This window comes from Streptomyces alboniger, from assembly GCF_008704395.1.
In the GTDB taxonomy this organism is placed as follows: domain Bacteria; phylum Actinomycetota; class Actinomycetes; order Streptomycetales; family Streptomycetaceae; genus Streptomyces; species Streptomyces alboniger.
On the sequence record NZ_CP023695.1, the window covers coordinates 5,866,935 to 5,890,753 of the forward strand.

General features: G+C 68.7%; 17 protein-coding genes and 1 pseudogene. 8 read left to right on the forward strand and 10 right to left on the reverse strand.

The window, feature by feature from the left end; all coding sequences use genetic code 11:
- Positions 1–84: 84 nt before the first annotated feature.
- From CP975_RS26295 to eccE, 4 genes and pseudogenes are all read right to left on the reverse strand, one after another.
- Complete coding sequence (locus CP975_RS26295) at positions 85–2,931, reverse strand: MinD/ParA family ATP-binding protein (protein ID WP_425474335.1); 2,847 nt, start codon at positions 2,929–2,931, stop codon at positions 85–87.
- A 669-nt stretch (positions 2,932–3,600) separates the two neighbouring features.
- Positions 3,601–3,681: pseudogene (locus CP975_RS36640) on the reverse strand (SCO5717 family growth-regulating ATPase); the annotation flags it as partial.
- 295 nt (positions 3,682–3,976) lie between these two features.
- Positions 3,977–4,756 carry a hypothetical protein gene (locus CP975_RS26300; protein WP_246201633.1) on the reverse strand — a complete coding sequence of 260 codons (780 nt, stop codon included), beginning with the start codon at positions 4,754–4,756 and terminating at the stop codon, positions 3,977–3,979.
- The gene (gene eccE, locus CP975_RS26305) at positions 4,756–6,078 is read right to left on the reverse strand and encodes a type VII secretion protein EccE (protein ID WP_150477406.1); all 1,323 of its coding nucleotides are present in this window, start codon (positions 6,076–6,078) and stop codon (positions 4,756–4,758) included. Before eccE ends, CP975_RS26300 begins: the two co-directional genes overlap by 1 nt.
- Before the next feature lie 182 nt (positions 6,079–6,260).
- On the opposite strand from eccE, the gene eccB reads away from it, so the two are divergent.
- Together eccB and mycP are read left to right on the forward strand one after the other, a co-directional pair.
- Positions 6,261–7,787, forward strand: coding sequence for a type VII secretion protein EccB (eccB, locus tag CP975_RS26310; protein WP_055531464.1), 1,527 nt, complete (start codon positions 6,261–6,263; stop codon positions 7,785–7,787).
- 20 nt (positions 7,788–7,807) lie between these two features.
- Positions 7,808–9,055 carry a type VII secretion-associated serine protease mycosin gene (gene mycP, locus CP975_RS26315; RefSeq protein ID WP_055531462.1) on the forward strand — a complete coding sequence of 416 codons (1,248 nt, stop codon included), beginning with the start codon at positions 7,808–7,810 and terminating at the stop codon, positions 9,053–9,055.
- A 58-nt stretch (positions 9,056–9,113) separates the two neighbouring features.
- Here mycP and CP975_RS26320 read toward each other — a convergent pair whose 3' ends face one another.
- Genes CP975_RS26320 through CP975_RS26330 form a run of 3 tightly spaced genes read right to left on the reverse strand, consistent with a single transcriptional unit; the run spans position 9,114 to position 12,060 of the window.
- Positions 9,114–9,722, reverse strand: coding sequence for a hypothetical protein (locus CP975_RS26320; protein WP_070321226.1), 609 nt, complete (start codon positions 9,720–9,722; stop codon positions 9,114–9,116).
- Positions 9,719–11,620 (reverse strand): alpha/beta hydrolase, encoded by a 1,902-nt coding sequence (locus tag CP975_RS26325; protein ID WP_055531454.1) that lies wholly within the window; start codon positions 11,618–11,620, stop codon positions 9,719–9,721. Before CP975_RS26325 ends, CP975_RS26320 begins: the two co-directional genes overlap by 4 nt.
- Complete coding sequence (locus CP975_RS26330; protein WP_055531452.1) at positions 11,617–12,060, reverse strand: hypothetical protein; 444 nt, start codon at positions 12,058–12,060, stop codon at positions 11,617–11,619. The genes CP975_RS26325 and CP975_RS26330 overlap by 4 nt, the downstream gene beginning before the upstream one ends.
- Before the next feature lie 475 nt (positions 12,061–12,535).
- Here CP975_RS26330 and CP975_RS26335 point away from each other — a divergent pair, with 475 nt between their 5' ends.
- Complete coding sequence (locus CP975_RS26335) at positions 12,536–12,937, forward strand: hypothetical protein (RefSeq protein WP_246201634.1); 402 nt, start codon at positions 12,536–12,538, stop codon at positions 12,935–12,937.
- Here the strand turns inward: CP975_RS26335 and CP975_RS35130 are convergent.
- Positions 12,934–13,077: a hypothetical protein gene (locus tag CP975_RS35130; RefSeq protein ID WP_167532734.1), complete on the reverse strand. Its 144-nt coding sequence runs from the start codon at positions 13,075–13,077 to the stop codon at positions 12,934–12,936. The two genes, CP975_RS26335 and CP975_RS35130, sit on opposite strands and share 4 nt — an antisense overlap.
- 1,632 nt (positions 13,078–14,709) lie before the next feature.
- Between CP975_RS35130 and CP975_RS26345 the strand changes: the two genes are divergently transcribed.
- From CP975_RS26345 to CP975_RS26355, 3 genes are all read left to right on the forward strand, one after another.
- Positions 14,710–15,819 carry a S8 family serine peptidase gene (locus CP975_RS26345; protein WP_249924302.1) on the forward strand — a complete coding sequence of 370 codons (1,110 nt, stop codon included), beginning with the start codon at positions 14,710–14,712 and terminating at the stop codon, positions 15,817–15,819.
- A 93-nt stretch (positions 15,820–15,912) separates the two neighbouring features.
- Positions 15,913–16,251 carry a WXG100 family type VII secretion target gene (locus tag CP975_RS26350; RefSeq protein WP_055531446.1) on the forward strand — a complete coding sequence of 113 codons (339 nt, stop codon included), beginning with the start codon at positions 15,913–15,915 and terminating at the stop codon, positions 16,249–16,251.
- 71 nt (positions 16,252–16,322) lie between these two features.
- A complete protein-coding gene (locus tag CP975_RS26355) occupies positions 16,323–16,625 on the forward strand; it encodes a WXG100 family type VII secretion target (RefSeq protein ID WP_055531444.1) in 303 nt (100 codons plus the stop codon).
- Positions 16,626–16,736: 111 nt separating this feature from the next.
- On the opposite strand, the gene CP975_RS26360 is transcribed toward CP975_RS26355, so the two are convergent.
- Entirely contained in the window at positions 16,737–17,039 is a 303-nt protein-coding gene (locus CP975_RS26360; RefSeq protein WP_055531442.1) for a DUF397 domain-containing protein, read from the reverse strand.
- Positions 17,040–17,111: 72 nt separating this feature from the next.
- Positions 17,112–21,098 (reverse strand): type VII secretion protein EccCa, encoded by a 3,987-nt coding sequence (gene eccCa / locus CP975_RS26365; RefSeq protein WP_150477409.1) that lies wholly within the window; start codon positions 21,096–21,098, stop codon positions 17,112–17,114.
- Positions 21,099–21,354: 256 nt separating this feature from the next.
- Between eccCa and eccD the strand changes: the two genes are divergently transcribed.
- The gene (gene eccD / locus CP975_RS26370; RefSeq protein ID WP_150477976.1) at positions 21,355–22,860 is read left to right on the forward strand and encodes a type VII secretion integral membrane protein EccD; all 1,506 of its coding nucleotides are present in this window, start codon (positions 21,355–21,357) and stop codon (positions 22,858–22,860) included.
- Between the two features lie 239 nt (positions 22,861–23,099).
- Positions 23,100–23,387 (forward strand): 30S ribosomal protein S15, encoded by a 288-nt coding sequence (rpsO, locus tag CP975_RS26375; protein WP_030784357.1) that lies wholly within the window; start codon positions 23,100–23,102, stop codon positions 23,385–23,387.
- Positions 23,388–23,819 lie beyond the last annotated feature (432 nt).

The window sequence follows — 23,819 nt, forward strand, 5'->3', positions numbered from 1 at the left end:
GCTGGGGCGGGCTCCTCCTGGGGGGCGGTACGCGAACGGGCCCGCGCCGAGAACGGCACGGGCCCGCTGATCGAGCGACGGGGCTTACTGCTGGGGTGGCTGCGGCTCCTGCTGCGGCTGCGGAGCCTGGAAGGGTGCCCCCGGCTGGAAGGGCGCTCCGGGCTGCACGGCTTGCGGGGCCTGGCCCTGCTGGCCTTGCTGGGCCTGAGGCTGCTGCTCCTGCGGCGGCTGAGGAACGTACCCCTGCTGCGGAGCCTGTGCCTGCCACCCTTGCGGCCCCCCAGGCTGCTGGAGGTAAGGCTGCTGAGCCGGCGCGGGCGCCGACGCCGGCGGCTGCCCCTGCGGCTGCTGAGAGTAAGGCTGCTGGGGCTGAGGCTGCCCCTGCGGCTGCTGCGAAGGCGCGTACCCCTGAGGCTGTCCCGGATAGGTCCCCTGGCCCGGATAGCCCTGCCCCGGCAACGGCGGAGCCATATGCGGCGGCGGATTCCCGTCCGAGGTCCACAGTCCCTGCTGCTGCTGAGCCCGCACGAAGTCCTCGGCCACCATCGCCGAAAGGTTGAAGTACGCCTCCCGCACCTTCGGCCGCATCATGTCGAGATCGACCTCCGCGCCGGCGGCGAGATGCTCGTCGAAGGGGACGACGACAACCCCCCTGCACCGCGTCTCGAAGTGCGACACGATGTCATCGACCTTGATCATCTTCCCGGTCTCACGGACTCCGGAGATGACAGTGATGGACCGCGAGACCAGGTCGGCGTACCCGTGCGCGGACAGCCAGTCCAGCGTCGTCGATGCGCTGCTCGCGCCGTCCACCGACGGCGTAGAGATGATGATCAGCTGGTCGGCGAGGTCGAGCACCCCGCGCATCGCGCTGTACAGGAGCCCCGTACCGGAGTCCGTCAGGATGATCGGGTACTGCTTGCCGAGCACGTCGATGGCGCGCCGGTAGTCCTCGTCGTTGAAGGTCGTCGAGACGGCCGGGTCGACGTCGTTGGCGATGATCTCGAGGCCGGACGACGCCTGCGAGGTGAAGCGCCGGATGTCCATGTACGAGTTGAGGTACGGGATCGCCTGGACCAGGTCGCGAATGGTGGCCCCGGTCTCGCGCCGCACGCGCCGCCCGAGCGTACCGGCGTCGGGGTTGGCGTCGATGGCGAGGATCTTGTCCTGCCGCTCGGTGGCCAGCGTCGAGCCGAGCGCGGTGGTGGTGGTCGTCTTGCCGACACCACCCTTCAGGCTGATGACGGCGATCCGGTAGCAGGAGAGGACCGGGGTGCGGATCAGCTCCAACTTCCGCTGCCGCTCGGCCTCTTCCTTCTTGCCGCCGAGCTTGAACCGCGAACCGCCGCCCGCGGGCCGGCTGCTCTTCGCCTTCGGCTTGGTGTTGCGCAGCAGCCGGTCGGAGGAGAGCTCGACGGCGGCGGTGTAACCGAGGGGAGCCCCCGGGTTGGTGCGCTCGCGCTGATCGTGCTGTACCGGCTGGGGCCAGGCGGCGCCGGTACGGGGGTCGATGGGCGGCTGGCCGGGCTGGCCCGGGTGGCCCGGGTGCCCCGGTTGTTGTTGGGGTGCCTGTTGTTGGGGTGCCTGCGGCTGGACGGGGGGCTGGGCCTGTACGGGGACGTGAGGCTGGGGTGCCTGGGGCTGCGGCTGGGGCTGAGGTGCCTGTGGCTGCTGGTTCGGAATGGGCTGCTGGCCGGGAGCAGACTGCTGCCCGGGGAAGGGCTGCTGCCCGGGAGCGGATTGGTGCGCAGGCAGCGGCTGCCCCGGCTGAACGGGCGGCTGCTCCTGCGGCGCGGGCGGCTGAGGGAATCCGTAACCGCCCCCCTGAACGGGCTGCGGCCCCTGGGGTGCGGGCGCCTGCGGGAAGCCGTAACCACGCCCCTGCGCGGGCGACTCGGGAGCAACTGGGGCGCTGGGGGCGGCCGGGGTGCTCGGGGAGACGGGCGAGACCGGGGCAGGCGCGGACGCGGGCGCGGCCTGCGGGAATCCGTAACCTGCACCCGCCTGGGGGACCGCGGGGACCTGCGCCTCGCCGCTCGGAGCGGCGGGGGCGGAGTTCTGGGCGGGAGGCGCGGGGGCGAAGGGCGCGCCGGGCGAGACGGGTGCGGCCTGCGGGAATCCATACCCTCCCTGCGGCACCTCCGGAGTCGGCGCCTCGGGGGCGGGGGCTACCGGCGTGGAGTTCTGGGCAGGCGGCGCGGGGGCGAAGGGCGCGCCGGGCGAGACGGGTGCGGCCTGCGGGAACCCGTAGCCGCCCTGCGGCACCTCCGGAGTCGGCGCCTCGGAGGCAGGAGCAACCGGAGCGCCCGGAGCCGCGGGCGCGTGGGTGGGCGCGGGCCAGGCACCCGGCGCAGGCTGCGGAGACGGCTGCCCCGGCGCGGGGTATGGAGCGGGCGCGGCCGGCGCCGGGTGCCCCTGCGTGGGCTCGGGTTGGGCCTGCACCGGCTGCGCGGGAGGCGGAGTCGGCGTGGACGCGGGCCACTGCGGCGCGGAGGCCGGGGCCGCGGGCTGGAACGCGGGCGGCAACGGCGGAAGCACGTCCTGCGACGAAGGCGGCGGGGGCCACGAGGACGGCACGGCGTCCTGCGGCCCGTCGCCATCGGCCCCCTTATCCGTCACGGAACCGGATGAACCAACTCCATCGGCCACGGAACCGGAGCCATCGTCAGCCTCCGTACCCCCGCCGGAGTCCTGACCCTCGACCTCGTCCTCGACCGAGTCCTCACCAGCCGAGCCAGACTCATCAACATCAACATCAGCGTCCACCGGGTGCTCGGATGCCTCCGCACCCACACTCACCCCGCCCGCATCGGCAGGCGCAGACACGTCCGGGGCCTCCAGGGCCTCCGGGGCATCCGAGGCATCCGCAGCCTCGTCGGCCGCGGCACGCTCCTCGATCTCCTGCTTGAGGGCGCGAGCGGAGAACCGCATGGTGGCGCCGCTCTCAAGATCACCGCTGCCAAGACCGTCCCCGACGGGCGCAACCGCCGCGTCGTCAGCGGCAGAAGCAGAAACCGACACATCCCCAGCCCGAGCCTGAGCCCCAGCCTGAGCGACGTCCTCGTCCTCGCCCTCAACCTCATCCGGGGCCTCGGCACCACCCCTGGCCTGGGCCAAGGCATCGACCTCGTTCTTCGGCACGACACCGGTCACGTGAACCGAGGCCGCGGGCCCGGCAAGAGCCCCGCTGAAATCAGATGCATCCACACCCGAGGCCACCGGCGGCACTGGCGGCACAACGGACGGCACGGACGCCACACCGCTCTCAGCCTCGCCCGCCGCACCGGCATCCTCGGCCCTCGCGGCGGCGTCCGGCGCGGCGCCCGACTCCTCCGCCTCGTCCGGAGCGGCGGGCTGGAACCCACCGCCCACGGGCAGCTTCGGCAACACACTGGGAACGCTGCCCGAAGGCGGACCGGCAGGAGCCGGCGGCGCCGGAGGAGCGGAGAAGGACGGCATGGCGGGCGCCGACGGGGTCGAGGCGGCAGGAGGGGAAGCGGGCGGCGTGGAAACAGGCGGCGGCGTCTCACCCGTACTGCCCGAAGCGTTCTGCGTGTACCAGGCGGGCGGCGCGTAGTCGATGGTGAACTCGCCCGTCGTCTCGGCGGCGGACTCCGCGTCGGACTGATCATCGACGGGTGAGTCCCAGCCCCCGCGGATCTCGTCCCGATCGCTGTTCACAATGCCTCCTGGTGTGGTCGAGCACCCTCGTGCCGTGGTGGGGGGCGACCGTTCCTGTCGTCCGATCCGCCTGGCTCTCCCCGTTGAGGACGCGTGCGACCCGCTCGCGGGTTTCTGGCGTCGCGCCCTGTCCCAGACTAATCACCAGGACCACCAGCCCGGCAGGGCAGTCCACCTCACCAGTGCTGTCCATTTCGGCACGCCACACCCCGGAGCGATCCACGTACGTCAAACCGTGACGGACAAATCCCTCAACGGCCGACACCGCACCCCGAATTGCCCGATGCTCCGCAGGTCAGTCCATCCGCCGGGCCGTACCCAACAATCCGGTCTCGGCATCGGTGGCCCGCGTCATCACGTACTGCCGATCACGATCGGCACACCACAACGTCACTCCGTCGGCAAGCGTCGGCAGCGAATCCACATCCTCCTGAGGCAACCCCAGCGACCGCCCGATCTGCACCGCCTCGTCCGGCGACACCCGCTGTACCCCCACCAGCCGGGCCTGCCGCATCAACCGCGGAGCGACAGGACTGAGATAGGGCAGCACTGTCAGCACCGACTGCCAGGGCCCGGCCACGACCCGCCCCCGAGGCGGCCGCATTCCACAGTCCCGCACCACGAGCACGGCACTCCCGGCCGAGGCCCCCTGCGGCGGCACGCGCCCCACATCATGCACAGCCATCCCGCTGGGCCCCACCCCAAGCGCCTGCACCAGCTGCCCCCAGGCCCCGGCCCGCCCGGTCTCCACGGCCACCCGCGTTCCGATGGCAACGGCTCGCAACGCGATGACCTGAGCGGTCCACAGACCGCCGATGAGCAGTACGTCGTACGGAGTGGGCCGGCTGACCCCGAGCACGGCGGGTTGCCCTTGCGCGTCGACACCGATCACCACCCCGTCGTCACCGATGGGCAACGCAAGCGCGTCTACATCGACGGACGGAAGCGTATGCCGTCCGTGTCGCGGCCCGAGGAGACCGAAACCACATCGCAGCGCGGTCCTGATGCCGTTGCCCACGCCTGACACGGGCGCGGCAGAGGACACTCGGACAGGGGTGGTCGGCGGCACGGCCATCAGCGGGTACCTCCTAGCGGCAACGTGGCTAGCATTCCGGGTAGTTGTTCACGGTCGAGTCGCATCAATGCGGTTCCGACCTGACGAGCTGCTTGCTCGACGGCGTCCCGTGCGGCGGCGAGTTCGACTTCGCTGCGCCCGGTCACCCGCACATGCCCGCGCAGCGCGACTTCTTGTCGCTCGGTACGCCCCAGTGTCAGGCTGAAGGTCGTGGCCAGCGTTGGAACAGCAGTGAGCGTGGAGACCAGTTGGGGGAGCGAGGAGTCTCCGGTGCCCCCGAGCCGGGGCCAGCGCCGCACCCAGTACGACGTATGCCGCCGATTGTCGCAGCGCCACGCGTTCGGGGTCTCCTCTGTCCGTCGCTGAGGTTCCTCGGCCCGGCCGGGCTCCGCCGTCACGAGTGGGTTGGCACACGCCGAAGTGGCGATGGCGGAGGCAAGGCCCTCCTCGCTCAGCGCCGTAGCGCGGAACCCCGCCCCGGCCAGGCGGCTCGCCAGTTGGTCCACGGCACGCACCACGCACCTCTGGGCCCCGACGAGACCGCCGCCACGCGCGGCCACAGCCTCGGGACACAGCTCGGGGTCGAGCTTCAGGGCGATCCAGGTGATCCGGACCGCCGGCGCCCCGGCCTGGGCTTGCAGTGGAGCGTAGTTGCTGACAGCCACGGACTGACGGGGCAGGTGCAGCGCGGGCGCGGGTTGGGTGTGCAGCACGATCTGGGCCGACTCGAGCCTGATGTCGTCCACTTCCAAGGAGTCGCGCACCAGCCCGAGCGGCAACGGCCGCTGCCCTCGCCCTGCCCGCAGCGGAGTCGAGTCCGATTCGATCTGTAGCACCGCGGTTACGAAGGTGCCGTCACCGATCAATCCGAACTGCCGCCGGTCCTGGGTGCTGTAGGCATAGGTACGAAGCGCGGGGTCACATTCCACGGCAGGGGCGAATGCGGGCTCCGTGCCCGGAGCTACCGACAATCTCGCGGCGAGGCGTCTACGTGCTCGTAGCCCCCAGGCCGCGACCAGCCATTCGGGCCAGGGACGCCTGTGGAGACGTACGACGGTGAGCAGTACGAGCACGGCTGCGACCAAGGCCGTCGGCGGGATCAACAGCGGGTCCACGACCCAGGCGGTCAGCAGCAAGGCGGCCGCGACCTCAATGAGGACGAGCCGTCGCAAGCGTGTCGCGCCGAAGCGACCTACATAGGGCCGTAGTTGAAGCGTCACGGACCTTGCCCTGCTTGTGGTGCCCTCCGCGACGCGCGTCGTCAGAGGCTGACTTGAGTCTTCCGTACGTCCTCGGGCCCTGCTTCGCAGTGCGGAAGCCATCAGTCAAATCCCCCGTAAGTCGCCTGAACCGGCGTGCCGTGAGGGCCTTGTCGCTGCACGGAGCCCGGACTCCTTACCCAGCACGCACGTGTGATCACACAACAGGCATAGTAGGGGCTCGGTCTGATGACGAAGGGTGGGGGCCACGCCCCCCGGCATCACACGGGGAGAAGCTGGCACTTATGGCATCACGGCGAGATGAACTCAACGCCTACATCTTCGCGAAGCGCCGCACGCTGGCCGCGTTCATCCAGCCCTCTCCCTCCGGCTCGGAGGAAGGTGCACCCCGGCCACTGCGTGGCGTGCTGCCCGGTCTCATCGTCGGGGTGATCATCCTGGCGGTCTTCGGTGCCTGGGGAATGTTCAAGCCGGCGGCCAAGCCCGGCTGGGACAAGCCGAAAGAGCATGTGATCATCGCGAGCGACTCGACGACCCGGTACGTCGTCCTCAAGACCGACGGCGAGCGACAGTTGCACCCGGTCCTCAACATGGCGTCGGCGAAGCTCCTCCTCGATGACGGCAAGGGTGAGGTCATCAACGTCGATGAGTCCGTGCTGGACAAGGGCACGATCCCGCACGGCGCCACCATTGGCATTCCGTACGCCCCCGACCGGCTGCCGTCGCTCTCGGAGGCTGGGGCCGCGAAGCGCTGGGCGGTGTGCGAGCGCCCGGTCCAGGGGGGCAGGGCCATCCAAAAGGCCGCGTTCGTGCTGGCCGCCCGCGACGAGGAGAAGACCGACGGGCAGGAGCGGCTGCGGGGAGGCGAACTGCTGTACGTCGTCGGCCCTGACAACGTGCGTTATGTCGTCGACGCTCGTGGCACCGCATACCGGGTCTCCGCGAAGGACGAGCTCCTGGCGCGCACGCTCGTAGGATCCGGCCGCACCCCGCAGCGGGTCTCCAAGCAATGGCTCGAGACGCTGCACCGCGGCGATCCCATCACCTTCCCGAAGGTGCCCGGCACTCCCGGGGCCAATGCCGAAGTGCCGAGCCTGCGGGACCCCGCGGTGAACAAGGTGGGGATGGTCCTCCGGGCCAATAACGGCGACAGGATGCAGCATTACGTGGTCCTGCCAGGGCGGGTCGCGCCGGTCTCCGACTTCACCGCGTGGCTGCTTCTGAGCAGCCGGAGTCTGCTCGCCCTGGGACAGTCCGGCCAGGCGCGGGAGATCAGCGCCGGAGCTTTCACTCCGACCACCGAGGACTTCGACGCGCGGTACGCCTGGCCGATAGACAAACCCTCGCCCGCCAACAGCGCCTCCGCGGGCCGTGACGGCCGTAATACCGTCTGCAACGTGCTGCGGCGCGTCGACGCGGACAACGGCAGGACGACGCTGAGTACTTGGGCGGGCTCCGAATTCCCCGCCAGCCTGCCCACCGGCTCGTCGAGCGCGTACGTCACTCCTGGGTCGGGCCAGCTCTACCGGCACTTCCTCGGATCGGAGACCAAGGCGGGCAGCGTGTTCCTGGTGACCGACACGGGCCTGCGCTACGCGATGCAATCCAACAGCGACAGCGCGACGGACGACGAAGGCATCGGCACCTCGGCCCAGCAGCGGAAACGGGAGCAACAGGAGGCGCGGCAGGCCCAGACCCGCCTCGGCTACGGGGACGCGGAGGTGACCCCGGTGCCTGCCGCCTGGTCCAACCTCCTGCCGACGGGGCCCCGGTTGTCGACAGCGGCGGCCCGCCAGCCGCAGGGCTCTTAGATCCGTAGGGGAAGCCGGCCATGACGTACGTACGCACGCGGGCCCCTGGGGCCACCAGAAGCGCCGCCACGGCAGCCGTCGCACTGCTCTTCACGGCGGCCTTGATCACTCCCGTGGCCGCCGAACCCGGGGCCGCGGGCCAATGCACGTTTCCGGCCAAGAAGTACTCCGGCCGCCCGTGGGCGCTGCAACGTGTCCTACTGGACGAGCTGTGGCACCAGTCCAGAGGAGAAGGAGTACGCGTCGCGGTGATCGATACAGGAGTGGACGTCAAGAACCCGCAGCTGGCGCGCGCGGTGGATGCCTCACGGGGCCGCAACTACCTCCCGGCTAAGGACGCCGACGGGAAGAAGGTCGAACGCGGCAAAGCGAACGGCACGACGGACCTGGTCGGTCACGGCACGCGGGTCGCGGGCATCATCGCGGCACGCCCCGCCAAGGGCACGGGCTTCGTGGGCCTCGCTCCCAAAGCGACGATCATTCCCATCCAACAGAATGACGCGGAGGGCCACGGCACCGCGCGGACCCTCGCGGAAGCCATCGACTACGCCGTTGACGCGGGCGCGGACGTCATCAACATTTCCCAGGACACGGCCGACGCGGTGAAGCCCGCACCGCAGCTCGAGGAGGCGGTGAACAGGGCGCTCGGACGGCAACGGGTGATCGTCGCCTCGGTAGGCAACGACGGCCTCGGCGGCGACGTCAAGAAGACGTATCCCGCTTCCTACGATGGCGTGTTGGCCGTGGCGGCCTCGGACCGCAACAACGAACGCGCCCCCTTCTCCCAGTCCGGCGAGTTCGTGGGCGTGGCGGCGCCCGGCGTGGACATGATCTCCACCGTTCCCGGCGGCGGTCATTGCCCGGACAACGGAACCAGTTTCGCCGCCCCGTACGTTGCTGGGGTGGCGGCGCTCATCAAGGCCAAGCACAAGGACTGGACAGCACGTCAGATCACCGCCCAGATCAAACAGACCGCGGAACGCTCCGTGTCCGACCATGACCGCCTGGTCGGCTGGGGCGTCGTGGACCCGGTCCGCGCTCTGACGGAAGACGCCCACCCGATCGAGACGCCTACCCCCGCAGAGGGCCTCACCCGAGCGGAAGCTCCAACCCCCGCTGAACTGCACATGGGTGAGACCTCACAGGAGCGCACGGCGCGTATGGCCACGTATGTGGTTGTCGCGGCGGCGGTGCTGGTCGCGGGACTTGGCGGAACGGGAGTGGCCGTGCGAGACGCACGGCGCAGGCGCCGCCGGCGGGCCACGTGACACGGGCCGCCCAGCGCCGCGCCGCGCCGCCCCAGAGTCTTCGACCCGATGATCGAACTTAGTCGCTTCCCTTGCGGGGGGCGGGGGTGGTTGCTGACCAGAAGTCGGAGTGGAGATAAGGGAGGCCCTTGGAGGCGGGATCATCCGGGTCAAGAGTGTCCATGGGGGGATCACTGACCTTGGCTTCATTCACGCAGGGGGACGTGACATCCAAGAACGCTTGCCCCTTGTAGCCGATCTTCAGAGCGAGAGCATAGCCATCGGGAGTTGACGCGAAGATGGCTGGCATGTCCTTGCTGTCGCGAACCGACGTGATTTTATAGCCACTCCTCTTCCAATGCCGTTCCACCACACCCATGAAGCTGCCGCGACGTTCGGCAGAGATCTTCGTCAAGACGTAACGGCTCTGCTTTACGTCGCCCTTTCCTGTTCCGTCGTTCTTGAAGTCGGTGCAACCGGCGCTGCGTGACGCACTGCGTCCCCACTTGACGGGTGGCTTGATGGCTTTTAGCGTCGCGTCGAGGATGCCATCCGCGTGGTCCGCGGCCTCCTGCATGTTCATACGGTTCTCTTTGCTCCTGCTTTTGGTGTCTGTCGCGTTGTCTGTCATGGTGCAGCCGGCCAAGACCAAGGTCGCGAAGGCTGTGACGAGCAGGCGGAACTTCATCGATGTTGCTCCGGGATCAAGAGATCAGGACGGCCGGCGACCACGGCTGCGATGTTTGCCGCGGACTCGGGGTCGCCGCCGTTCCTCACCTCTGCGGGGTCGAAGTAATTCGAGTGGGCGTCAATCGGGCCTTCGCCGCCAATGACGGGGATCGGCCCATCATCGACCTTGAAGCGTGTGGCCCCGAAAGATTCGCTGGCGGGGTCTCTTCCGAACCAGATGTCGTCGTCTCCCCGGTCGGCCATGTCACCCATCAGGTATGCGGCGGGGGGACCGGCGAGGATTCCCGCGGCTCCGGCCCAGGCTTCCTGCTTTGATGGGAGATGGGTGACCGGGTCGTTGTCCGCGGCGCCGACGTAGACGTGACCCTTGCCGACGCCGAGATCCTCCGCCCTGTCCACACCCACACCGGGGCTGCCGACGAAAAGGATGTCGTCCGCGGATGGGATGCCGCCATCCATCTGGGCTGCCGCTCCGACTGTGCGGGAACCGTAGGAGTGACCAATGGCCGTGAGGTGCGGATCGTCGTGCCGGTTGGTGGCATCAAGGCCGCTCATGAAGCTGTTGTAGGCGGCCGCTCCCTGCTTGGCGTCATCGTCCTGCATGACGGCCAGGTTGCCCAGCAGACTGTCGGAGTCCGGGCCGATCTGAGGCGCGTCATATCCGAGCCAGACGATCGCCGCACTGGAAGGATCGATCTCGCGCGCTCCCACGGCTGTGTCATGGGCCCGTCTGGCGACGTCGTTGTTCACGAAGTCCTTGTCCAGTGCGGTACCGAGCCCTGGCACATAAGCAGAGACATTCCTCGACGTGTCGGGGTTGCCATAGGCAACGATGGCCCTACCTCCCCCCTCTCCGCCGATTCCGAGGAGAAGCATGGGCGGTTCCTTGGGGTCCTTCAGGCGCAGTCTTTCATTTTCTGCCAGTTTTCGATCGATCTCCTGAAGCCCTGCGAGCTGAGTTTTTGCCTTCTCGTCGCCGCGCCCTTCCATCTCGCCGATGAGCAGATTCAAGTTGTTTCGGTTAGCCTCGTCCCGGACCGTGGCTGGAATCCCATCTAAGTTGCCGATCACATCCGGATAAACTGCGAGGTACTCCGCTCGTTGATCCTTGGTCAGGCCCTCCCACCAGGCCTTTCGCTCAGCTGGGGATTTATCCTGGGGAATGTGCTCTTTGAGGTACTCGTACGCGACACCGCGTACCGCTTCCGCGTCCTTGGCCGCATCTGCCCACGTGCCCGCGTCGACTTTCAGACCCGGCTCCGCCTTGAGCTTGAGCAGCGACCTACTGAAACGCGCATCGATCTCCCGCGCTTCTCGAACGGCGCGCGAGATGCGGTCGGCGATATCCTGGGCCTTTGCCTGGTGAGGGTTGGGGCTGAGGAGCTTAGGGGCACCGGGCCCGAGACCGGGTTGATACAGGCCGTTGTTGCCAGGCGGGAACAAGCCCGTGTTCCCGGGGGCAAGCATGCCGTTGTTCCCGATGACGGTGCCCCCGGGAACCTTCTTGCCGGTCGTTCCCTGCTCACCACCGGCGGGGTAGGTGATGCTTCCGTCCCCATGCACGGTGTACGACAGTGCGGCGGCATCGTCCAGTGCCTCCTTGAGGCGCCGTTGTGGAGCATTCAACTCGTGAGAGAGCCCGTTCACCGTTGAGCGGATCAGCCCGCACTCGGTCTGGATATACTCGTAGTTGCGTCCAAGGCGCTTGAGGCGGCGGACAGCGGATCGCGCGGATTCGCTCTCCTGTGTCTTCGTGAGCGCGCCCGTCATCTCCGCTTCAACGCGCACCCGGTCGGAGTCGGCGCGATCGGACACCGCCCCCCACCCGTCGCCGGCCTCATTCAGCTCGGCCAGCTTGAGATCGCGCAACTGCTGCCAGGTCAGCACGGCGTTCACCTTTCCCTTCTCGGGTCAGGCAGTTGGATCGCGTCTCCCTTGGCACCCACCTTGGCGTCGAGCTCCCCCATATCCACGGCGACCTGTCGAAGTTTGGGCTCAAGGGAATCACATTCGGTCTTAACCGCAGTCAGTCGCTTCTCCCAAGAGGTGAGGACGGCCTTCAGCGCCTTCGCGCTTGCCAGTCCCTCGGCAGCGCCAGCAGCTCCGACATGACCTGCATGGAGGTCCGTCTTTGCCTGCCCCATGCTGGTCCTGAGGTCCTTGGCCGTCTGCGCGGCGCGCGTCCAAGGCTTATCCGTGTGCCTGAGGGTTCCGGCACCTCCGTTACCTCCGCCATTGGAACCACCCTGATCGGCCGGGCTCTGGTTGAGCTGCATCTGTGTGGACTGCCGCTCGGCTGCGTCGGCTTTGAGCTGCTCCCACTCATCCCACGCCATGCGTGGCCTCCTCCTTAGTGTGTTCCGTGTGCAGTTGGCGCGTCCTGGCGGTCGGCCCCAGTGCGATACCTGAACGCTCGTGAGCGTAGCGACAGTTGCGGGCTGGTTGACTGAGTAGGAGTACTCAGACGAGTTGAGTAGCGAGTGCGTCGCCTCGTGGGCCCGGTGGTGGCATTGTGCATGCTGCGGCAGGCGCACCGGAGCTGCATGGGGCAAGCGGCGGGAACGGATCGCGTATTCGTAGCGGTACGAGGACCGGCCATGGCTGGTTCGTAACTATGCGGGCAAAAGGCTTAGTTGGCCGTCGCGCAGCGTGTGACTAGAGTGACGCTGGTGCACATGTGACCACCGGCCACCGCGCTTAAGAAGGTCGGGCAGGCGGGTAACGGGGAGGGTAGGCCTAGTGCTTCCTACGGACGGGCACGGGGGTACCGCGCCGTCATCAGGCGCTGATGTCAAGCGCGGGCTGGAAGCGTTGAAGACGTTTCGGCGGCGCATAGACACGCTTCTTACGGAGTTCGAGGGCTCTGCCGGCAGTTCGTCCAAGGTCGGGAAGCAGAACGTCTCCCGCGCCTCGTTCAGCGGCACGGGCAGCGCCTTTCCGGAGGCCGATGGGTTGTACGCGCAGTACGACCAGGTACACGAAAGGCTGACCTCGCTCTCGAAGATGCTCGGTGACCAGATCGAGGCAATAGGGATCGCCGTGCATGGCGCCGATGTCGGCTTCGACAACCTCGAAGACGACCTGCGGCAGCGCTTCTGGGCGATCCAGACCAGGGTTGACCGCGAGCAGGTGCCCGCCGGGCGTGAGCGCGGCGGCAGGCCGGACGAGCAGAGCGGCCACGGCAGTGACAAGACCGACGCCGGGTGGTCCTAGTGGGCTTCGAAGGACACCGACTGAACGACATGATCGACTTGGTCGAGCAGGCGAAACCGGGCGACCTGGAGAGTGCCGGCGAGGCGCTGCTCAAGGCACGGGGCGCAATCGCCGCAGCAGCCGAGGAACTCGGTCAGCACATCGACAGGGTCGACTGGGAGGGCGAAGCGGGCCAGGCCTTCCGTAAGTGGGGCAAGAACCTCGTCAAGGACACGCACAAACTCTCCGACTTCGCTGACGCCGCGGGTGTGCACATGGCCTCGGCGGGCGCGGGATTGGCGTCCGTGCGAGCCTCCATGCCACCCCGCGACAATCGCGCTGACCCGAAGACCGTGAAGGACATCCCCTCTCCGAAGAGGGTTGAGGGGAACGAGGAGTACGCCGCCGCGGTCAAGGCGGAGAAGCACCGCCAAGAAGCCATCAACCAGATGAACCGGCTGGCGTCGTTCTACCTGGTCTCCCAGGAGGGAATGGCCAGGCAGGAGCCGCCCGTCTTTTCGGCCATGCCAAAAGTGGGAGTGCCGAGGCCGGAACGCACTCGGAGCTTGCCCGGCGGCGGGGAACCCAACACAAAATCCACCACGGCACCCGCCGAGCCTCGGTCACCGCTCCAGCCCTTGGCCGAGATCGCGCCCACCGGCTCTTCCGATCGAGATGCTTTCGTGCCGCCACGCGAGCACGGGCAGGCCCCCACCACCTCCCCTGTTCGTTCCGTTGGCACGGAGATTGACAGCGTCGACACGTTGCCCCCGCTCACCACTGGTCCGGCTCCTACAAGCCAGCCTTCGTCCGGGGGCCCCGTGGCCCACGACGTGACGCCCGTTCCCCTGTTGGGGAGGAACCGTTACAACCCGGTACTCAATGCCCCCACGCCGCGCATCTCCGGGCCCCCGGGACTGCCGAAGAACCCAACGCCTCCGCAGGGGCGAACAGGCTGGGACGGCCCCGCGGGCCAAGGAGGAAGCCGCGGTCAAGGCCCGCTGGGACCGGCTGGGCCGAACGGACGGCAGCAGCCTCCGGGACGGAGCGTCGGTGGTCCGGCAGGACCCGGGCAGCCACCCGGGGGGCGCAGTGTGGCTGGCGGAACGCCACGGCCGCTGGGAGCACCGAGACCTTCCCAGGGTGGCCCGGCCCCCACTGGTGCGGTGCGGTCCCAGGGGGTAGTCGGAGGGCGTCCGCTTCAGGGCCCCGTCCCGAACTCTCCCAGCTCCAGAGCGCCGCGAGGACCGGACATGAATGCCCAGAAGCCACGCACTCCAGCACAAGGCTTCGGTGTCGACCAGCGAGGGGTGGTGGGAGTACGGCCGCAGGAGGGTGGGAGTCGGCAGACGCCGCGTCCGGCGACCGTCAACCCTGGTGGTGTCGTCGGCGCCCCGAAGGGGCTCACGGTTACGAACACAGGGCGCAGGGGCGGATTCACCACTGGTGGGACTGGTCTTGTGCGCGGCTCCACGACTGACTCGCGGCGCTCTGAAGAAGAAGAGGAAGAGATCGCGCAGCGGTCGGACTTGTTGGGCGAGGACGAACAGACGCAGGCACCCTCTGGGCCGCGTCCCGTGCCGCCAGTGGTCAACTAAACGAGCGAGGACGGGCAAGGCATGAAGGCAGGATTCCGCCGATACGGTACGCGGCGTGCGTCGTCCGCGAGGCGAGCTTGTGGCCGGGTCGCCACCGTTGGCTCGGTAATCGGTGTTCTGGCACTCCTGTCCGTCGGACCGGCTCCGGGAGCGTCTGCTGACGACGTCGAGTCGAAGCAGTGGTATCTGGAGGCGATGAGCGCAGGTGCCCTGTGGGAGGCGAGCACTGGTGAAGGGATCAAGGTCGCTGTCGTCGACTCTGGCGTTTCGATGACACCGTCCCTCAAAGGCCGCGTGCTGCCTGGAAAGGATGCAACGGGCAGGCGAGGTGGGTCGCTGGATGACTATGACAGCCACGGAACGAGCATGGCGGAGCTGATCGTAGGTTCCGGCCGAAACGGAGGGCTCAAGGGGCTGGCACCTGGAGCGGAGGTCATCTCTTTCCGAACCACCCTCGGCGGCAAACGGGAAAGTGACAGCGCGGAAGCCATCCGTGCCGCTGCGGACAGCGACGCTCGCATCATCAATATGTCCTTTGGTAGCGACTTCATGTACCCGGAGGAGAAGGCGGCGGTGAAGTACGCCGCTTCCAAGGGGAAGCTCATGTTCGCCAGCGTGGGGAATGAGGCGGAGAAGAAGGACTCCATCGACTATCCCGCCGCGTATCCCGGAGTGACCGGGGTCTCCGCAGCCGATGAGTCCGGCAAGGTGGCGAAGTTCTCCGAATTCGGCGTCTACGTTGATCTCGCTGCTCCCGGCCTCGACATCCCGCACTGGTGCGACGCCACCTTCCGCTCCTACTGCGAAGAAGGCGGCGGTGGCACCAGCTCCGCCACCGCCATCGCCTCCGCCTCCGCCGCCCTCGTCTGGTCCAAGCACCCGGACTGGACCGCCAACCAGGTCCTCCGTGTCCTCATCGACACCGCCGGTCGGGACTGGCCGAAGGATGAGCCCAGTGACTATCTCGGGTACGGGCTGATCCGGCCCGCCCGCCACGTCGTCAAGGGGGAGGGCAAGCCCGGCCCCGCGGACATCGATCCGATCACGAACAAGAAGACCGTGTCCGCCGGAAACAGCGGCGACGACGGAGCCTCTCCTTCCGCCTCCGCACCCGCCGCGTCTTCAGCGTCCCCGCACAAGGGCGCTCCAGATGACGACCAAGACGAAAAAGCCGCAGTGGCGAAGTCCACGGACGCGGACGGCGGCAGCTCCTCCCAGATGTGGCTCATCGGCGGCGGCCTCGCCGCCGTCGCCCTGCTCGGCGGCGGGGCCTACGCCGCGGTGCGCGCGCGGCGCGGAGCCTGAACCCGGCACGGCACAGTCCCACCCCATACAGCCCGAACTCGGCACGGAACCAACCCACACATCACAACGAAGGTTCGCGAAGGGAGCCCAGCCGTGGCTGACGGCCAGAAGTTGAACAACCAGCAAGTGGCGCTTCTGAAGAAAGAGATCGTGGGCAAGTACGACTCGGTCCAGAAGCAGCTCAAGCGCCTCCAGGGCACGCTCGACACGATGGAGGCCAACTGGCGGGGCATCGGAGCGCACGCCTTCGACAAGAAGCAGACCGAGATCAACGAGCACATGCGGGCGATCGGCAACCTCCTGGTGGACTTCCTCGAAGGCATCAGCGGCAACGAGAAGCTCGTGGACGGTCTTGAGGACCAGGTCCAGTCGACGATGAACAGCATCGACGTCCAGTACGGCGGTAAGCACTCGGCCATCAGCGGCTACTGAGCACCGAGCACTGAGCACCGAGTACTGAGCGCAGAGCACCCAACGCATCACACCTAGGAAACGGGGCAAGCATGGCAAACGTTCACCTTGATGAACTCGCCGTCAAATACGGCGGCCTTGACGCCATCACCACTGAACTCGGCATCCAGGCCAAGCAGCTCGAAGCCGACCTCGCCGACATCAAGCGAGCCGTGGCCAAGGTGGCCGAGGGCTGGGAGGGCGAAGCCCACACGGCGTACACCGTGAAGCAGAAGGAATGGGACAGGCACGTCGAGGCCATTCACCGCGCCCTCGTCGAAATCGGCCAGAAGGTCGGCCAGGCCGGCGGCGACTACCGCGGCGGCGACCTCAAGGGCGCCAGCTACTTCCAGTGAGTCCGAGGGCGTAGTAGCAGCGACGCACAGGGGTGGGCACGCACGGAAGGTGCCCACCCAGGGACCCGGGGCACGCCCAGGACGCGCCCACCCAGACCGCCTCCAGAGTCTCTACTCCGCCGCCACCCCGCCATTACGCACGGACGGCTCCAGGTCGAACTCCCCGTCCCGCGCCCCCAGCACGAAAGCCCGCCACTCCGCCTCCGTGTACCGCAGCACCGTCTCCGGCTCCAGGGACGACCGCATCGCCACCGCGCCCCCGGGCAGATCCGCGATCTCGACCCGCTCCTCGTGCTGCTCGGTGCCGGGAGCGCTGCGCCACTCGACGCCGGAGATGTCGAGGGCGTACAGCTCCTCCTTCTCGCGTTCCTTACGAGCCTTGTCCTGCGCCTCGGTGTCGGGTGCGTCGGTCATGGCGGAGGGGTCCCTTCACAACGTACGAAAGAGCTGTGTGACCACCCTACTTGGGGTGCTCCTCCGCTGCTCTCAGTTCTCTCCGGTCTCCGCGGTCACCAAGCCCGTCTGCACCATCGGCTTGCCCCTCCTCCGCGACACGAAGATGCCCCGCCCGGTCGGCATGGGCCGCGGCCGCACACCGCCCAGAAGGTCGCCCTCGTCCGGGTCGCCCGCCAGGACCACCCCCTGCGCGCCCAGCTCCTTCATCCGCTGCATGAACGGCTCGTACGACGCCCGCCCCGCGCCCGCGGTCGACCGGGCGACGATGAAGCGGACGCCCACGTCACGCGCGAAGGGGAGCAGTTCGGTGAGGGCGCCCAGCGGATTGCCGCTGGAGGTGGAGACCAGGTCGTAGTCGTCGACGATCACGTACACGGTCGGGCCCTGCCACCAGCTGCGCTCGCGCAGTTGGCGCGCGGTCACGTCGGCGGGCGGGGTGCGCCGCTTGATCAGGTCGGCCAGCGCCGCCATGTGGTGATCCATGGCGTTGGACATCGGGATGTACTCGGCGAGGTGCGAGGCCGGGGCCGCATCGAGCAGTGACCGTCGGTTGTCGACGACGAAGAGCTTGCAGGCGTCGCCGCTGTAGCGCTCCGTCAACCGCTTGATGAGCAGCTTGAGCAGGTTGGACTTGCCTGACTCGCTCTCGCCGAGGATGAGGAAGAACGGGTCCTGCTCGAAGTCCACGAAGACGGGTTCGAGGTTGTTCTCGTCCCATCCGAAGGAGACCCCCCGGTCGGGGAAGAGGTGGCCCGGCGGCAGCTGCTCGGCCGGCAGCTCACGCGGCAGCAGGCGGACCGCCGGCGCGCCGGGAGCCGTCCAGTGCCGGGAGACCTCGGCGGTGAGCGCGGCCGTCGCGTCGGCGAGGTCGGTGTCGGAGGAGAGTCCGTCGATGCGGGGCACCGCCGCCATGAAGTGCTGCTTTTGCGGTGTCTGGCCACGGCCGGGCACCCCGGCGGGGACGTTGGCCGCGACCTTGCGGTCGAACTCGGAGTCCATGGTGTCACCGAGCCGCAGTTCGAGGCGGTTCATCAAATGGTCCTTGAGATTCGCGCGGACCTCCATGGAGCGTGAAGCGGTGAGGATCAGATGGACGCCGTAGCCGAGGCCGCGGGCCGCGATGTCGAGCACGGCGGGCTCCAGACCTTCGTACTCGGAACGGAAGTTGCCCCATCCGTCGATGATCAGGAAGACGTCTCCCCACGGCTGGTCCGTCACTGAGATGTCCCCACGGGCCCGGCGCGCCCGGAAATCGGCGATCGACGCGATATCCGCTGTACGGAAGCACTCCTCACGTCGGGTGAGCAGGCCGTACACCTCGGCGAGGGTGCGCCGCACCCGCTCGGGGTCCAGACGCGAGGCGACCCCACCGACATGAGGGAGCCCGGCGACGGACGCCATGCCGCCCCCGCCGAAGTCGAGGCCGTAGAGCTGCACTTCGTAGGGGGTGTGGGTGAGGGCGAAGGACGCCATCAGCGAGCGGAGCAGGGTCGACTTCCCGGACTGGGGGCCGCCGACGATCTGCATGTGGCCCGCCGCTCCGGAGAAGTCGCACCACAGCGGCTCACGGCGCTGCTCGTACGGCTTGTCGACCAGGCCCAGCGGTACGACGAGGCGCCCCGCCCCTGAATAGCCGGGCTGGGTGAGCCCGCGCCCTTCGACGGCCGCCAGCCCGGGAAGGAGCACGTCCAAGGAGGGCGGGCTCTCCAGCGGCGGCAGCCAGACCTGGTGCGCGGCCGGGCCCTGCGCCTCCAGGCGGCGCACGATCACGTCGAGGACGGTGTCGGCGAGCGCGTCGTCCGTCTCCCCATCCGGATCCGCGGGGCGGGCTTCAGGCACCGTCACGGGCCTGTACCGCACCGGCACCTCGGCCGAGGTGAACAGCACCGGGCGGCGGTCCACCGGGCGCGGCCCGCCGAGAGCGGTGGTCTGCGCCGAACCCGAGCGGTAGACACCCGAGACGTACGCCGCCTTGAACCTCACCATCTCGTCCGTGCCGAACGAGAGATATCCCGAGCCCGGGACGTTCGGCAGGTGGTAGGCGTCCGGCACCCCGAGAGCCGCGCGGGACTCGGCGGCCGAGAAGGTACGCAGCCCGACGCGGTACGAGAGGTACGTCTCAAGACCCCGCAGCCGCCCCTCCTCCAAGCGCTGCGAGGCGAGCAGCAGATGCACGCCCAGCGACCGGCCGATGCGGCCGATCTGCACGAACATGTCGATGAAATCCGGCTTGGCGGTGAGCAGTTCACTGAACTCGTCGATTACCAGGACCAGGGAGGGGATCGACTGGAGAGGGGCGCCCGCGGCCCGCGCCTTCTCGTAGTCGTGGATGTTCGCGTAGTTGCCCGCGTCCCGCAGCAGTTCCTGACGGCGGTTGAGTTCACCGCGAATGGAGTCGCCCATGCGGTCGACCAGGGTCAGGTCGTCCGCCAGGTTGGTGATGACCGCGGCGACATGCGGCATCTGCGCCATACCGGCGAAGGTCGCACCACCCTTGAAGTCGGCGAGTACGAAGTTCAGCGTCTCGGAGGAGTGCGTCACGGCGAGGCCGAGCACGAGGGTGCGCAGCAGCTCCGACTTACCGGAACCGGTGGCGCCGACGCACAGCCCATGCGGGCCCATGCCCTCCTGCGCCGCCTCCTTGAGGTCGAGCATCACGGGGCGGCCGTCCTCACCCACACCGATCGGGACGCGCAACCGTTCCGCCTGGGTACGCGGACGCCAGGTCCTGCTGATGTCCACCGAATCGGCGTCGCCCAGGTTGAGGAGGTCCGTGAACTCCAGTTTGGCCAGCAGGGGTTCGGCCTCGTCGCCACCGGATGGCACGCGCAGCGGCGCGAGTTGGCGGGCCAGCGCCTCCGCCGCCGCGCAGGACAGGACGTCGGGTGTGCCCTCGTACACCAGGCCGTGTCCCGACTCGATCCGCATCGACTCCGGACGCACCGCGAGCGACAGTCCGCCGCGCCCCTCTGCCAGTTCACCCGGGACAAGCTCCACGACCGTCACCCCCTGAAGCCCCTCAGACGAGGCGAGGGCCGACAGCGGAGGCAGGGACAAGCCGTCGAGTACGACGACGATGTGCGGCTCATCCGGCAGGGGACCGCCCTCCGGGTGGAAGCGCGGCCGCCCCTGGAGCCGGGGGGCGAGCATGTTCTCCAGCCCCGCCGGGTCACCCGTGATGAGGCGGCGGCTGCCGGCCCCGTCCGCAGCACCCGGCAGCTGGCTGTGCGGTAGCCACTTGGTCCAGTCCCAGGCGGGCGCGGCGGAACGGCCCGCTCCGACGGCGATCATCAGATCCCGGGGGGAGTGGAGCGAGGCGAGGGACGCGACGAGCGCACGGGCCGTGCCGCGTGCGGTCTCGGGGTCCCCGCTGACCGTCACGTGGTAGAAGGCCCGCAGCGAGACGGCCATCGGCAGGTCTTCGAGCGTGCTGTGCGCGGCGAGGAAGCGCTGCATCGCGCCCGCGGTGAGCGGTTCCAGCTCGTCCACCGGAGCGGTCTGCGGCGGAACGAGGGGAGTGGCCAGCTCCTGCGGGCCGAGGCCGACGCGCACCTGCCCGAAGTCCCCGTCGCCGGCGCGGCGTTCCCAGACCCGGCTGCCCTCGGCGACGAGCGCCCAGAGTTGCTCGGGTGAGGGGTGCAGGTAGTACTGGGCGTCGCGTTGGGCCTTCGCGGTCTCCTGGGCCGCACGACGGGTGCGTTGCAGGTACCGCAGGTAGTCACGCCGAAGGTCCGCCAACTGCCCCTGGGCCCCGCGGCGGTAGCGGATGAGCATCGCCACCGACATGGCCACCGTGGAGGCGACCATGACCATGCCCATGACCTTCATGAACGGATGCGAATTCGGCATGAAGAAGAAGACGACGGAACCCCCCATGCCGAGCATGGGGAGCAGTTGCATCATCGCGCCCTCCTGCTGCTCCCGAGGCAGCTCGGGCGGAGGCTGCAACACCACTTCCTCGCCGGGCACTGCCGAGGGCAGAGCCCGAGGTGGGCGCTTGACGACGATGTGGCTCACTGGGCACCAAATCCCTTGCCGGGCCGCGGCATTCCGTCCGCCGCCCCGTGTCGGGCGAACGGCGACCGTCGGGTGATCCTACTGACATCCATGAAGGCGGGCGGGCGATAGGGTGCCGATGCGCGAGGATCTGGCCGGGTGCGCTCATAGGCTTCGTACCGCGGCCTGTCATACGGCACAGTCGGACCGGTGCGGCACCGGACCCATGCGGCGCAGTCGGACCGGTGCCGGCGAATGAGGGGAACAGCAGGTGAGCATGACGGCCTCCGCGACGGCCGGCGGAGCAGGACAGGCCGGCCGCGGGACGGTTTCGGGGACCAACGCGGGATTCGGCTTCTGCCGCGTCACCATCGTCGCCCCCGACAGCCGGATCGACGTGGCCCTGCCCGACGACGTCCCTGTCGCGGACCTGTACCCGGAGATCCTGCGACTGTCCCGGCAGGGCCCGGCCGCGGGCGCGCCGGTCGGCTACCACCTCGTACGCCGTGACGGGTCCGTCCTGGACAGCGCCCGTTCCTTCGCCGCGCAGCGCATCCTCGAAGGCGAGCTGCTCACGTTGCGCCCCTTCTCGGAGTCGCTGCCGCCGGCCGTCTTCGACGACGTGTCCGAAGCGGTCGCGAACGCGGTGACCCGGGACCGCGTGTTGTGGAGCGGTGACCTGACGCGTGCCGCAGGCCTCACCGGCGCCGCGGCCCTCTCGGCGCTCCTGGCCTTCGTGGCCTGGACCGCGGCCCCTGGCCACGACATGCACGGCCTCCCCGGGATCCTCGCCGCCGTCGCGGGGCTCCTGCTGCTGACCCTCTCCGGCGTGCGGGCGCGGATCTACGACGACCGCGCCGCCGCACTCGCCCTCGGGCTCGGCGCACTGCCCAATCTCGCCGTGGCGGGCTCCGGGCTGCTCCCACTGCCCGAGGACGAAGGCATCGGTCGTCTTCAGCTCCTGCTCGCCTGCACGGCCGTGCTCATCGCCGCCACGATCCTCACCCTGATCTCGCCGCGCGGCGATGGCCCCTTCGTCGCCTTTCTCTCCGCATCGGCGGTGGGCCTGCTCGCGACGTTCCTCGCCAGTCTCCGGCAGCTGACGCCGGTCGAGACGGCGGCCCTGTGCGCCCCGGTGGCCGTAGGGGCCCTCGCCTTCCTTCCCGGGCTGTCCATGCGGTTCGCCCGCCTGCCCATCGGTTTCGAACCGCCGGCCGGCAGTCGCGGCACCTACGAGCCGGAGCATGCCCCGCAGGGCCCTGTCGACGCCGACGGTATCGCCGCCCAGGCCCGTCGCGGCCATGAACTGCTGATCGGCCTTGTAGGCGGCTGTGCCCTGGTCGTCGTGGGCTCCGCGGCCGTTCTCGGCTTCTCCGACGACGCATGGGCGCAGCTCCTCGCCCTCGCCACGGGGATCGCGATGCTGACGCGGGCCCAGCTCTTCCGTTACGCCGCACAGGTCGCGGCGGCCCTTGTCGCGGGCCTCGTGGCTCTGGTGCTGCTCGGTGTGGGTCTCTGCCTGAACCCGCCGCAGGGCCTCATACGCGCCGCCCAGGCGGGTGACTCGGCCGCGCTCGACCTGCGTACGGTCTGGCTCGTCGCCGCGATCGCCGTGGCGGCGGCGCTGGTCACCGGTATCGGCCTGATCGCCCCGCGCGCGGGAGTGACGCCTTTCTGGGGCCGCTTCCTGGAGATCGCCGAAACCTTCGTACTGTTGACCCTGGTCCCGCTGACCCTTGCGGTCTTCGGTGTCTACGCCGAGGCCAGAGCCATGACGAGCTGAAGATCCTTTCGTCTGTCCGGCCGTCCGGCTGCCCGCAGGTAAGCGCCCTCGAGCCGACTGGTACCCTGTGTAACGACCGTCTGTATGCGTACCCCGGATCCCCAGGGACCCGGACCCGAATCCGTCAGGATTCGGACCCGCGCCCGACGGCCCATCCCCGCCTCCCGAGTCACGGAAGCTCCCCTGAGATGTAGACCAGGGGCACTCGGAGGCACTCGAAGACATCACGAGGAGTACGCGTGTCGCTCGACACTGCTACGAAGAAGCAGATCATCACCGAGTTCGGCCAGAAGGAGGGCGACACCGGCTCCCCCGAGGTCCAGGTCGCCATGCTCTCGCGCCGCATCTCTGACCTGACCGAGCACCTCAAGACCCACAAGCACGACCACCACTCCCGTCGTGGTCTGCTGATCCTGGTCGGCCAGCGTCGTCGCCTGCTCCAGTACCTGGCCAAGAAGGACATCCAGCGCTTCCGCGCCCTGGTCGAGCGCCTGGGCATCCGCCGCGGCGCTGCGGGCGCCAAGTAAGACGCCGTGAAGGGAGCGGTTCCCACTCGAAGCACTCGAAGGGGGCCGCTCCCTTTGCTGTACGTGCGCGGTGTCACCGACGCTTTGTAGTCTGGTGATGCAAGGACGTTCCCGTGGGTACGGATTACGGAGTGATCCGGTGATCCAGTAACCCCAGGACACCGAGTAGCACCGAGTAACACCGAGAAACACCCAGCAACACCGAGCAACACCGAGTACGACCCCACGAGGGAGAGGCGCACCCCGCCGCCGCCGGTCCTCGGTAGTGGCCCCCGGGAGATTCCCCGGGTGCTTCGATCGAAGACCGGCCCGCACACACGGCGCGCTTCTCCGCACAGTCCCGGTCCACGAGGACACACGTTCCCGTAGGACACATGTCCACGAGGGACACACGTCCCCCTAGGGCACATGTCCACGAAGGACGCATGGGAC